This window comes from Prevotella falsenii DSM 22864 = JCM 15124 (assembly GCF_000613945.1).
Classification (GTDB): Bacteria; Bacteroidota; Bacteroidia; order Bacteroidales; family Bacteroidaceae; genus Prevotella; species Prevotella falsenii.
On sequence record NZ_BAJY01000048.1, the window covers coordinates 1 to 12,062 of the forward strand.

Here is a 12,062-nt window from a genome sequence, read left to right on the forward strand (position 1 = left end):
TTAATAATAAAAAGTATAAGATATGGAAAAGACTATCAGACTAAGTAATGGAATTGAGATGCCACAGTTAGGCTATGGCGTCTATCAGGTAACACCCGAGGAATGCGAACGATGTGTTGGCGATGCGTTAAGTGTGGGCTATCGTATGATAGACACGGCACAAGCGTATGCCAACGAAGAAGGGGTAGGGGCTGCCGTCAAGAAGAGCGGAATTGAACGCAAGAACCTCTTCCTTGTGTCGAAAATATGGTTGTCCAACTATGGATACGAACGTGCAAAAGCCGCCATCGACGAGAGTTTGCGCCGGTTGGACACCGACTATATAGACCTCATGCTTCTGCACCAACCCTTCTGCGACTATTACGGTGCCTACCGTGCATTGCAGGACGCCTATAAGGAAGGTAAGCTACGTGCCATCGGCGTAAGTAATTTCCTACCGGGACGGTTCATCGATTTGGCAAGCAACGTTGAAGTTCCGCCTATGGTAAACCAAGTGGAGACACATGTCTTCAACCAGCAATGGAAAGCGCAGGAGTATATGAAGGAGTTCGGCACTGCCATCATGTCGTGGGGACCATTGGCTGAAGGACGCAACGGCTTCTTCACCAACCCTGTTCTCGAGGCTATCGGGAAGGCGCATGGCAAAAGTGTGGCTCAAGTGGCATTGCGGTATATGTTGGAGCGCGATATTATACTCATTCCCAAGAGTACGCACATTGAGCGCATGAAGGAGAATATGGACATCTTCGACTTTGCACTTACCGACGATGAAAGAGAGCAGATTAAGGCACTCGACACCGGGAAGAGCCTTTTCTTCGACCATAATGATGCTGAAACAACAAAGATGTTTATGGGCTGGAGAGGCTTGGTATAAAGGTTAAAAACTATGAAGAAGTTATTGATTATTGCCTTGGCAGCATTCGTGGGATATTGTAATATCTCGTGTGCACAAAACAACAGGTCGGACAAAAACAATTCAAACAATATGAAAGATAAGAAAATACTGGTAGCATTCTTCTCGCGCGCCGACGAGAATTATAACGTAGGCTACATAAAAGTGGGCAACACACAGAAAATAGCCGAAGCGATAGCCCGCGAGACCGGTGCCGACACGTTCCATATTGAGACGGTGAAGCCTTATCCCGCTGCTTATAATCCGTGCATAGAGCAGGCAAAGGAGGAGCTGCGCACCAACGCACGCCCTGAAATAAAGGGCGACATAAAGGTTGAGGACTACGATGTCGTCTTCATCGGATTTCCCAATTGGTGGGGCGAACCACCGATGGCACTCTACACTTTTATAGAGAAGCATAACTGGGAAGGCAAAACCATCATTCCGTTCATTACCCATGAGGGAAGCGGTTTTGGCGGTACCGACCGACAAGTGGCAGCTGCTTGTAAAGGTGCAACAATGCTGAAAGGCTTGGCAGTTCAAGGAAAAGCAGCTCAACAAGGGGCAGATGCCACTGTGAAAGAGTGGCTCAAAGGACTGGGATATTAAGTATCACCGGGCAGCAAGTGTCTTGTAAATATCGCCACTAAGCGTTTTTACAAAGACACAAAACCGCACTTTCTTTGTAAAGATAGTTCTGTTAAAAAGCGGCAACTGTGCTTTGTCGTTGCGAAAGCGGCTGTTTTGCATCGCAAAACAGCCGCTTTTACCGTGCCAAACCTACAGTTTCGGAATACGAAACCCATTATTTTGCAATGCACTGATAGCGAGGTAATTATTCAATAACTGTGTCTGTGAAAAATATTTATGCTTCCCTCGCCTGCTTTCCGCCTATGAAACGAGGGGCGCAGGCGAAGCAAGGATAGTGGAAACGCATAATGAAGTATCTGCGAAAACGAGCGTTTCAGATGATGAATTTTACAATAAACAGCCATATTCTGAACAGAAAAACAAGCAAAAAGTAGTTTTCTGTTCAATTTTTAGCCATCTTTGAATTTGATGAGAGAGATATTTTAAAGCAGTGGTTGCGCCTTTCTTCTGTCTCTCTCTATAAATCCTTAATATGGCTTTCGATGCGTAGAGAATAGCCTGTTTCATCAAAAAAACGTTGCATTCTCTCGGCGTATGAACTTTTGGAACAAGGCTTACTGCTATTTGCAATGTAAGCCTTTTTTATATCAAACGATTGCGATTGTTCTTCTTGCTCAAAATGATGAATGGTAGAACGCAATTGTTTTTCGCCCTGTCTTATCCAATCTCTGCTTTTACTATTATTTCTTTCTTTAAGTTCAACAAAAATAATGGTAGTATCGTAGAATAGGCAACCATCGCATCGGTTGTCTGTTTTGCCATCTTCTGTCAGCAATTCTATACAGTGGTCGATGGGAACAAAGCTGATTTCTTTTTGGTTGTCATTATGCACAACCGCAATCCATTCTTCTCCGTTATCCTCCGCAAGGAAAGCAGGCTTGCCCGAATTGTCCGGAAAATCGCACAATCCGAATATTCTTTTCTTTGAAATAGTGATATGCTCTTGGGGAAAGAAGTCTGTCATAGCGTTTGTTCTATTTCCAGTAAGTCGGCAAAACGGCTGTTGCTATCTTCAAGTTGGACATTCAGGAAGTTCTCGTCCGATGGAATGCCCTTATAGTTTCCCAGCAAGGAGAAGCATGCTTCAGGCTCATTATGTTCGTAAACAGCCACATCGTTTGGTACGAGAGACGATGAAAGAGGATAAACCGCATCAATTCTTTCTTTTGTTTCGTCGTTTATTTCTTTCTCTGTTTGCAGCAGACCTGCCTTGATTGCTACCGTCAGGTCGTTGATTAGATAGGGGCTGTGGGTCGTTATGATGAGTTTGTTCGCCGGCAAAGAGTTGTTGAAGCGCAGCAAACTTTGCAGCAAAAGGCTTTGCGATTTTGGGAACAAGTTTTGTTCGGGCTCTTCTACGATATTGATGAATGCGGATTTGTTGAATTTGGACGAAAGTGCAGATAAGGCTATGCGTCTCTGTTCATCTGTAAAATGCTCGTCAGACCAAATTCTTGAAACCTCCTCCTCAAAGCGTTTCGCTTCGTCGGTACTCATTTTGTGAGATTGGACAGCTTGGTTGCGGACGGATTTTGAAAGAAAATCGGATACGAGATATAATGGAACAATCGACTGAAACCCACTTGATGCTTCCTGCAATTTAACTTTGTAGTCGCCGCCTTTGACAGAAACGGTGTCGTTTGTTTTGTTATATTCGAGCGAAGCACTATTGATAGGGAGGTCGAAGTTGCCCTTTATAATGCTTTTAGCCTTGTCGTATTCGGACAGGAAGGTAAGCAGGGAGTATGGAAGTTCTTTTATCAGGCTTGGATTGTTTACTATACTGATGAAATTGCGCTCTGCCGGCACATACATTATCTGCGGTAAAGAATACGATTTAAGTGCATTCGTATTCTTCTCGATATTAAATTCGCCCTCTTTGGTGTAGGTGAAATTATATGAATCGCCCTCGTAATATATCTCAGTACGGTCTTTTTTGAAATAGCTTGAGACGCGATGATAGCCGCAATATTTATTTCTGAACTTGGAAGCCGTAAATTCTTTTTCCTTGAAATCGCCTCTCGTCAGCACCTTCTCTATCCAGACGCAAGTGGAAATAAGTTTGGCGATTGTGCTTTTGCCGCTCCCTTGGTTACCGACGAATACCGTAACCTTCTTTATTTCCAGCCAACCGTCATTTCCATTTGTTGAGATGGCAAGCGGTCCGAAGTTCTTTATTTTAATTCTGCTCATGTTACGCCTTTATTGGATATGTATTGTATGCTTTTAATAACTGCACTGCAAAGATAGCGTTTTTTTTCGATACAATGTTGATAGGAGCGGTTTACTTTTATGTGTCAGCGTTTTAAACTTGAAAGACGAACTGTATAGTCTGCCGGTCTTTGCGGAATTAGACCACCTTATTTTATCTCTTTTTTAATTATGGCAACTCCGCCATAATTAAAGATAGCGGATTTCTGAGAATAATGCACGTTATGTTGTTAGTTCATAGTTCGTGCTGCGCCCGCCCTCATCGCTTTTCCGCAGCACTTTTTTTGTCTACAAGGTCGTTCAAATCTCTTATGGCTGTGTCTTGCGAACAATGGTTTATCTTGTACCATTTGGAAGAGTTCAGTTTGCCTTCGAAGCCATCGAGGAGCATATTGAGTACTTTTCTTTGTCGCTCGTTCAGCTTTAAGTCTTTATGGTTGTCCCAAAAACGGACTTTCCGCATGGTGTTTTCGGTTTTTTCAAGTGCAACATTCAGGGCACTGCGTAGCGTGTAGAGAAACCACGTTATCCATTCCGTGATGTCGGATTTGCCGTGCTGTGCCTTTTCCAGTTGTGCATAGTAGTCCTTTCGGTGATTGAGTATTTCCGAAGAAAGACTGTAATATCTTTGGGAAGTATCGTCGGCTCTCGACAGCAACATTTCTGTTACGGTGCGACACAGTCGCCCGTTGCCATCGTCGAAAGGGTGAATGGTGAGGAACCAAAGGTGGGCAACAGCCGCCTTTACCAATGGGTCTATGGCAGACGCATCGCCCTCTATCCATTCAAAAAAGTGCTGCATCATTTGCGGAACCTCGTTGCTCGGTGGTGCTTCGTAGTGAACTTTCTGCCCTCCCATAGCCCCCGATACCACCTGCATAGCTCTTCGCCCTGTCGCCAATTGCCTACCGTTATTTTGTACATGCCGCTATGCCCCGTAGGGAACAGAGCCGAATGCCAGCGAAATAGCCTTTCCTTGTTGATGGATTCGTCGAAATGCCGGGTTGCATTTACCATAACCTGCACCACACCTTCTGTGTAATGGTCGGTCTTGGGCAGTCCTTCGTATTCCAAGCCTAACTGTTTAGCAACGGAAGAACGCACACTGTCGCTGTTGAGTCTTTCGCCTTCTATCGCTGATGAATGAACAGTTTCTTCGGTCAAGGCGTTCAACATAAAGTCAGACTGTTCCTTAAAACCAAACAGTGAAAGCCTGCCCAACAGCTTTCCACGAAGCAAATTCACTTCGGAAAGAAGGCTGCTGAAAGCACTGTCTTGCCAAGTCATGTTGCGCAAGTCGGTATCTTGCCATATAAATTTACTGTTCATACAACTTAAACCTATTTGTTGGCAAACTTAATACATTTTTGCCACAACTACAAACTTTTGCAGATAAAACGGCGTTTATTCTACGCAAATTTGCGAAGAATAAGGCTTTTATTCTCCGCAAACGAGTCGTTGCGGGCGTGTTTATGGTTTTTTCTATCATTCCTATACGCTATAGTATAGACCATGAAAACAGCTTTGCTTTTGCAAAGAAACTCCCAAGAGAAAACGTTGATTTCGTTTTGACATTGCGAAAGCGGCTGTTTTACATCGCAAAACAACCGCTTTTACCGTGCCAAACCTACGGTTTCGGAATGCGAAACAATGGGTTTTTCAATGCTTTGATAGTGAAATGATTATGCAATAACTGCGTTTGTGAGAAATATTTACGCTTCCCTTGCCTGCTTTCCGCCTATGAAACGAGGGGCGGAAAGGCGGGTAGGGCGGTGGAGGGGCGGAGGTATTTTGATGCCTGAACGGTTTGCGGTGCCGCTGCCCCTTGTGCCGTCTCTTTCTGTTTATCGGTCAGATGTGTTGCCTTTTAGCCGGTTTGCCTTAAAGTTCAAAGCCGAAACCAAGACCGAAGGGGTGGCAGGCAGGACCGCTGTTCATCAGTTTGGTAAGACTGTAATGGGCATAAATAGAGAACGAATTGAAGCCGAAGTAGGCTTCGAGGTTCACACCCACGGGGTTCGTGTCCAAGTTACGGCTGACGGTGTGGCGTTTGCTGCCTATTCTGTACTTACTTCTTATTTCTCCCTTAATATCGAACGAGCAGCCCAAACCCATGTACATCTGCTTTCCGGGCGACATTTTCTTCCACTCCAGCATTATCGGCACTTTGCAGTAGCTGTATTTTATGAAACTCGTCTTTACTTTTTCAGCCGTATTTCTTACAAGAGTGGGCGTTCCGTCTACGTCGGTCAGCATGTAGTTGGTTTGGAAATGGTTGTGTATGAAACCTGCTTGGAAGCCCGAAACAATGCCCAAGGTGTTGGCATCGTTGAGTCCGACGCCTACTTGGAGGAGGGTAATGCCCCATTCCAACGATTTTACGTCTTTGCTGTGCATATCTTTTCCTCCGTTCAAGAGGTTCACTCCGATGAAGAAATCGGGGATATGACCGTAGAAAGTGCGCCCGCTCTTCTTGCGGACAGGCACAAACGGCGAGGAAACGAAGAAGCGTTCCACCTCCTGACCGTCTACAAAGCTCGTCTCTTTCGTCTTTACGAGGGTGCTGCCGTCGTTGTTGAAGACAGCCACGTTGAGCGATACACTGTCCGTACTCACCACTATCTGCTTGTTGGCGTAGTGGATAGTCGTGTCGTTTTCTTCGGCAGCCATTGCCGGAACAGCTGCGATAAGTGCTAAGGTAAATAACAGATGTTTCATAATTGTATTTTTTTTGTTTTTATTCTGTGAATGTTTGTTGCTTCCCGTCAGCGTTTGTTGTAGCATAACTTCATAATTTCGTCGGGACCGAGCGTGCCTTCTATGTAGATGATGGCACCGCTGTCGTTTGCCGTATTGCTGAAAAGGATATATCGGTTGTACCCCGAAGGCAGCGGCGGCAGCATGTAATAGCCGCTCGTAACCTTTCCGTCGTCTACTATTTCGCGTATTTTCCGGGCTTTCTTCCTGTCGGCATTCAGGTACGGAGCTATGCTTGCGCCAATCTTTTTATACGTCAGCGACTTGTACACCTTTAGTTTGTAGCCCCTCAGCGTGGCGTCGTTCAGCACCACCATCTTGCAGTTTCGTGCCTTGCCGAAGCGTTCGAAGGCGATGCCCGTCTGTAAATCGCTCTGTGCAGATGCAGGTATCAGAACCGCAAACAGGCACAGTGTGAGCAGGGTTCTTATTGTTTTATTCTTCATCGGTTGTTCCTCCTATCAGTGAAAGTGCATTGAAATCCTCGTTACCGTCAGCCGAAACCATGTCGAGAGCTGCCTCCGCTTCGCTCTGCACCACCTCCTTGTTGGTGATACATTTGCCGTCCACGATGGCGTAATCGCCTGTTTGAGTTACGTTGTGGCGCACTACGAACATCGTTACAACCACTGCGGCAGCTGCCGAAACGGCTGCCACAATCCGGCTCGGCATGCGTTTCCGTTTCTTCGTGGTGTGGGTTTCTGCTGTCGGCACAGTCTTTTCCGTACCTTCCTTGCAGCGTTCCGCAGTCTCCCAACGAAACAGCGCGCACAGCGGTTTCAGCTCGTTGGGCACCAGCAGCGGGTCTTGTGCGAAGAAGTTGCGCAGCTGCTGCTCCTCTGCCGTTGTTGTTTCGCCGTCCAAATACTTCTGAACCAAGCTGTTAATGTCGTCTATTTGCATATCTTGTTTCCTTCCGTTGTCAGTCTTATAAACTCCTTTTGAATGCGCCGACGTGCTCTCGACAGGTTCTGTCGCAGTGCTTCCGCCGTGCAACCGCATATTTTTGCTATCTCTTCGTTCTCGTATCCGTCTATGTCCTTGAGTCGGAAGATTTGCCTTTGAAGCGGTGGCAGATGGTCTACTATCAGCCGTATCAGTTCCATGTCGTCCTTTTCAGCCATCGTTCGCTGCTCCGTGGCGAGCTCTTTCGGGTGTTCGCCCTCCGCGCATTCGAACTGTCTGTGCCGCCAATGGTCAATGGCTATGCCTTTGACAATCTTCGTTGCCAACGCCTCGATGTTGGGGTGGCTGTCCAACCGTTGGCGCATAGCCCACAGACGGAGGAATGTTTCCTGCACGAAATCTTCGGCTTCAACATCTCCACCCTCCAACGTTGCTGCCACACGGAGCAGTCGGCTGCGCAGGTTCATCACCATTTGGTTGAATGTTTCTATTTCCATCGCTTTTCAATAGGTAAACGGACGACTCGTCGTTTTGTGACATTCGGGAGTAAAAAAATCCGCTTTTCGTCTGTATATCGTTCTTTCATAGTTTTAAAAACAGCTTTCATAGTTTTTTTAAACAAGTTCCCCCCGCTCTTTGCAAGCAAGGCAGGAGATGGAGTAATGGCGTTGCACTTTGCTCAAAACCCAACTTGCGCTTCGCCGATGCGTGCACCTTTCTTGGCTTCACCCATGCAGCGTTATTGCTTTTTAGCCGTGTACGGCTGTTGGTTTTTACCCGACAAAAATACAAAATACTTTCGGATAATCCTTAATTCAAGCGCATATAAATTGTAAAGATAATTCTGTTAAAAAGTGATATAATCGCTTTGGCGTTGCGAAACCGTAGGTTTTGCGTTGTAAAACCTACGGTTTAACCGTGCAAAACCTACGGTTTTACAATGCCAAACAATAGGTTTTGCAACGCACTGACAGCGAGATAGTTACGCAACAGCTATGCTTGCGAAAAATATTTACGTTTTTATTGCCTTTTTTCCGTCTGTGAAACGATAAATATAGGCGGAGTGGGGCAATGGCAAAACGTAATGAAGTATCTGCGAAGAACGATAACGGAAGGCTCTCCACAGCCGACATCGAGCAAGTAAAGTCAGACGTTCTGCCGTTTGTTCGTAAATGCGACGGAATTCGATATTTAGTGGATTGACTGTTGGTTTCAGTGGACTGATAAAGTAAAATTTTAATGGTTCTTTTATTCTTTTTCGTTTTTTTCTTTCTATTTCGGAAATTGTTATTATCTTTGCAGGTCGAAACCGCAAATCGAATAGCTTAAGCTATTAACTTAAAATATGCGATAATATAAAACAATACATTATTTATAATAAACTTAATTTACAACACTTATGAAACGAATTTTACGCTTTTTCGTGCTCATGTCCGTGCTCGCTCTGCCGTTGCAGGTATTTGCAGACACGGTTACATTCGATTTTAGCACCGATGAAGGACTCAAAGCATTGGGAATAGCTAAGCCTGCCCCGAAGAAATGGACAGACCTGACGGCTCCGGCTTACACCTTGGGCAGTGTCAGTATGTCGTGTACTCATGCAAAGACGCATACGCGCGTATTGAATAGCAAAGGCAAAACCGAACTGCGCTTCTATAAAAATGGTGGCAGCATCACTTTCAGCGTGCCCGCAGGGCAGCATATCACGGCTGTCGTATTCACGGGAACAGTGAGTAGTAATGCCAATCCGGGAACGCTCAACGGCATGGAATGGACCGACAATGGTACGTCCACAGCTTCGGTAACTTTCACTGCGACTGACAAAAATTACATCGAGACTGCGTCATCACTTATTCGGCTGACACGCCGGCGCAGCCTGTATTCACCGTAAACAGCATTCAGGAACTTAAAGCTCTGCAGAGTGGCAGTCGTGCAACGCTCTCTCTGACCGACGGCGACGATGGTAGTATGGCACGTGTGCTCTATGTACACGGCACGGGCGACACACAAGAAGCCTATGTGCGCGACCGTACCGGTGCCGTGTGCTTCTACGGTATCAATCCCAATGTGCCTTTTGTATGCAACCAACACATGGCAGGAAAGATAACGGGCGAGTACGTAGTGGAGAACGGCGTGCCACGTTTCAAGGCTGTAAGTGCCGTTACCAACACGTCGCTGCTCGTTATTGCGGCTCCTGTAACGGAGGCTGAAGTGCAGCCGAAAGCAATAAAGGCAGCCGATTATGCCGCCAATGTTGCCGACTGGATTAGCTTGGAGGGTCTTCATATCGCTGCCGACGGTCTCTCAACGAAGGAGGGCATCGCCGTGCACAACCGCTTTGGCATCACAGCCGACAAGGATAAGTATGTTGCGCCCTATGCCGGAGCCATCGTAGACCTTGCCGGTATTGCCGTGCCCGCCGGCGAAAAGCAGGAAATAAACCCATTGTTTGAAAACAACCGGCGTCCTGTTGTCTTCGTGATTGATGAGGAAGAACCCTTCGTTTCGCCCCAACACGACCTGCCTGATGTAGCTGTGCGCCTGAAACAAACGCTCACCTCGGGGCATTGGAACACCTTTTCTGTGCCCTTCGACATCGAAAAAGAAGCCCTGAACGATGCACAGATAGCCAAGTTTACGGGCAAAATGAACGGCAGCACGATGATTTTCGATAGCGAACAGACACGCATCGAGGCCGGCATACCCTACCTTGTGAAGTGGGAAATGAAAAATCCGACCTACGAAAACATAACCCTCAAGGCTACAAAAGCCCTGACCGTGAGTTCAGCCGACGGCAAATACAGCTTCGTGGCGACCTACTCTCCGGTCGAGTTAGCACTCGATAAGACGGAGCGTTTCCTCTCTTCCGACGGCAATCTCTATTATCCCACAGGGTCAGACGGGCAGGCGAACCGCCTCAAAGGGTTGCGCGCATATTATAAAGTACCTGCCACGGCAGAGACCAAGATAGCTTTCCACGACGAGCCTACGGACATTACGCTTCCCGAAGCGCACACCCGGCCACGCCCATTCAAGGTGTATAACCTCAATGGACAATACCTCGGAAGCAGCATTAACGGCTTGCCCAAGGGGCTATATATCGTAAACGGTCGTAAAATTGTCATCAATTAAGACAGAGAACACGTTTATGAAGAAAAGACTTTATATAGCTCCGGCGAGTATAAACATACTCGTCGGCACGGCTGACCTTGTTATGAGCACTACCGACGTGAATGCCGACGGAACGCAAGTAGACACCGGAAACGACCACGGAAGTGGCAATGCGTGGGAAGATGGGTGCGCCAAGGACGGCTTTTGGGACACAGACGATGATAATAACCTAAATTAAGGAAGAAGATAAAAATGAAGAAAAGTGTATTTATTTCGCTGGCACTGCTACTTAGCATGGCAGCTACGGCACAGAGCAATAAGCAGAAACTCACCATTACCACCAAGCACGGAAAGGTGCATACCTACACCACGGGCGAGACTATAGACAGTTTCCGTGTTCTCAAAGATGTGGGCATAAAGGTTTATCCCAAGGGTAAGAAGGTGTCAGACGACTATCTCCTCTCGCAGGTAAGCTATACGCTGACCGATGAACCTGCTCCGACCCCCAACCCATCAGGCAAAAACGCCAACCGTAACACTGCCGCCGACCTGCAGAAGAACCGCGAAGGGTGGCGATTGGAGTTCCCACGCTTCTATCAAGGTACTAATAAGATTTACGAGATTACCCACTTCACCACCGAGAACGGTGAGCGAATGAACAACTATTCCATAGAGTGGGACGCCACACGCAAAGCCAATCGTTGGACTTGCTATCAGATGTACAAGAAAATTATGCAGCCGAATGTAGATAGGGGAGGCAAGTTTAAACAAGACCCTGATATTCCATCGGACATGCAGACTACTCTCAACGATTACAAAGGTAGCGGATTCGCTCGCGGACACCTCTGCCCGTCAGGCGACAGACGCTATTCCATCGAGCAGAATGACCAGACTTTCTACCTGAGCAACATGCAGCCTCAGATACAGGGACATAACGGTGGCGTATGGCAGAACCTCGAAGGAAATGTGCGCACGTGGGCCGGCAAATGCGATACGCTCTATGTTGTAAAGGCGGCTACCATCGACAAGGCTGAGTATATCTGCAACGCTGCCGACATCGAAAATATTGCCAAGGCAGAAGGAAAGTCTCCAAGCAGCCTCCATTTCCCCGGTATTGTGCCCAAATACTTCTATATGGCACTGCTGTCTTACGACAAGCCGACCAAGAAATATCGTGCCCTTGGCATCTGGTCGCCTCACTATAAGCAAAGTCAGACCGAGTATATCACCATCGAGGAACTGCAGAAACGCACCGGTATCGACTTCTTCTGCAACCTCGACGATGACATCGAGAAGGCTGTAGAAGCCACCGTAGACGCCGGTTACTGGGGAATTAATATCCCTTCCAAGCCTTCTCTTTCGGGCAAGAAACAAGTAAAAGGTAAGAAAAGAAAGTCTGTTACTTTAAGAAAACAAAGGTAAGGCAAACCCAAAGTCCGTTAGAGGGAAAACTTCTGACGGACTTTTTCTTTCTTTCCGACGGCCGGCAGCCGCACCTTTATAATTATTTGCGAAAATATTTACACCTTTCTTT

General features: G+C 46.7%; 15 protein-coding genes. 7 read left to right on the forward strand and 8 right to left on the reverse strand.

Annotated features, from left to right (window positions below; translation table 11 throughout):
* The first annotated feature begins 22 nt into the window (after nucleotides 1–22).
* Together JCM15124_RS11765 and JCM15124_RS11770 are read left to right on the forward strand one after the other, a co-directional pair.
* Nucleotides 23–874 (forward strand): aldo/keto reductase, encoded by an 852-nt coding sequence (locus tag JCM15124_RS11765; protein ID WP_024999561.1) that lies wholly within the window; start codon nucleotides 23–25, stop codon nucleotides 872–874.
* A 12-nt stretch (nucleotides 875–886) separates the two neighbouring features.
* Nucleotides 887–1,501: a flavodoxin gene (locus JCM15124_RS11770; protein WP_024999562.1), complete on the forward strand. Its 615-nt coding sequence runs from the start codon at nucleotides 887–889 to the stop codon at nucleotides 1,499–1,501.
* 499 nt (nucleotides 1,502–2,000) lie between these two features.
* Here the strand turns inward: JCM15124_RS11770 and JCM15124_RS11780 are convergent, their stop codons facing one another.
* From JCM15124_RS11780 to JCM15124_RS11815, 8 genes are all read right to left on the reverse strand, one after another.
* The gene (locus tag JCM15124_RS11780; protein WP_024999563.1) at nucleotides 2,001–2,507 is read right to left on the reverse strand and encodes a hypothetical protein; all 507 of its coding nucleotides are present in this window, start codon (nucleotides 2,505–2,507) and stop codon (nucleotides 2,001–2,003) included.
* On the reverse strand, nucleotides 2,504–3,736 hold the full coding sequence (locus JCM15124_RS11785; RefSeq protein ID WP_024999564.1) for an AAA family ATPase: 1,233 nt from the start codon (nucleotides 3,734–3,736) through the stop codon (nucleotides 2,504–2,506). Before JCM15124_RS11785 ends, JCM15124_RS11780 begins: the two co-directional genes overlap by 4 nt.
* A gap of 277 nt (nucleotides 3,737–4,013) precedes the next feature.
* Complete coding sequence (locus JCM15124_RS16815; RefSeq protein ID WP_232220182.1) at nucleotides 4,014–4,634, reverse strand: Fic family protein; 621 nt, start codon at nucleotides 4,632–4,634, stop codon at nucleotides 4,014–4,016.
* Nucleotides 4,556–5,083 carry a DUF4172 domain-containing protein gene (locus tag JCM15124_RS16820; protein ID WP_232220183.1) on the reverse strand — a complete coding sequence of 176 codons (528 nt, stop codon included), beginning with the start codon at nucleotides 5,081–5,083 and terminating at the stop codon, nucleotides 4,556–4,558. Before JCM15124_RS16820 ends, JCM15124_RS16815 begins: the two co-directional genes overlap by 79 nt.
* A gap of 552 nt (nucleotides 5,084–5,635) precedes the next feature.
* Nucleotides 5,636–6,472 carry a hypothetical protein gene (locus tag JCM15124_RS11800; RefSeq protein ID WP_024999566.1) on the reverse strand — a complete coding sequence of 279 codons (837 nt, stop codon included), beginning with the start codon at nucleotides 6,470–6,472 and terminating at the stop codon, nucleotides 5,636–5,638.
* A gap of 47 nt (nucleotides 6,473–6,519) precedes the next feature.
* Complete coding sequence (locus JCM15124_RS11805) at nucleotides 6,520–6,957, reverse strand: DUF6108 family protein (RefSeq protein WP_024999567.1); 438 nt, start codon at nucleotides 6,955–6,957, stop codon at nucleotides 6,520–6,522.
* On the reverse strand, nucleotides 6,947–7,414 hold the full coding sequence (locus JCM15124_RS11810) for a PG0215 family putative anti-sigma factor (RefSeq protein WP_024999568.1): 468 nt from the start codon (nucleotides 7,412–7,414) through the stop codon (nucleotides 6,947–6,949). The genes JCM15124_RS11805 and JCM15124_RS11810 overlap by 11 nt, the downstream gene beginning before the upstream one ends.
* Nucleotides 7,405–7,914 carry a GFO_1088 family ECF-type sigma factor gene (locus tag JCM15124_RS11815; protein WP_024999569.1) on the reverse strand — a complete coding sequence of 170 codons (510 nt, stop codon included), beginning with the start codon at nucleotides 7,912–7,914 and terminating at the stop codon, nucleotides 7,405–7,407. The genes JCM15124_RS11810 and JCM15124_RS11815 overlap by 10 nt, the downstream gene beginning before the upstream one ends.
* 574 nt (nucleotides 7,915–8,488) lie before the next feature.
* Between JCM15124_RS11815 and JCM15124_RS17010 the strand changes: the two genes are divergently transcribed.
* The 5 genes from JCM15124_RS17010 to JCM15124_RS11835 all read left to right on the forward strand — a co-directional run bounded on the left by JCM15124_RS17010 (nucleotide 8,489) and on the right by JCM15124_RS11835 (nucleotide 11,950).
* A complete protein-coding gene (locus JCM15124_RS17010) occupies nucleotides 8,489–8,620 on the forward strand; it encodes a hypothetical protein (protein WP_262499283.1) in 132 nt (43 codons plus the stop codon).
* Between the two features lie 196 nt (nucleotides 8,621–8,816).
* On the forward strand, nucleotides 8,817–9,308 hold the full coding sequence (locus tag JCM15124_RS16825; RefSeq protein WP_232220184.1) for a hypothetical protein: 492 nt from the start codon (nucleotides 8,817–8,819) through the stop codon (nucleotides 9,306–9,308).
* 77 nt (nucleotides 9,309–9,385) lie between these two features.
* Nucleotides 9,386–10,549: a hypothetical protein gene (locus JCM15124_RS14365; protein WP_232220185.1), complete on the forward strand. Its 1,164-nt coding sequence runs from the start codon at nucleotides 9,386–9,388 to the stop codon at nucleotides 10,547–10,549.
* 16 nt (nucleotides 10,550–10,565) lie between these two features.
* Nucleotides 10,566–10,766, forward strand: coding sequence for a hypothetical protein (locus JCM15124_RS11830; RefSeq protein WP_232220186.1), 201 nt, complete (start codon nucleotides 10,566–10,568; stop codon nucleotides 10,764–10,766).
* A 14-nt stretch (nucleotides 10,767–10,780) separates the two neighbouring features.
* Nucleotides 10,781–11,950, forward strand: a complete 1,170-nt coding sequence (locus tag JCM15124_RS11835; RefSeq protein ID WP_024999572.1) for a DNA/RNA non-specific endonuclease — start codon at nucleotides 10,781–10,783, stop codon at nucleotides 11,948–11,950.
* Nucleotides 11,951–12,062: the final 112 nt, after the last annotated feature.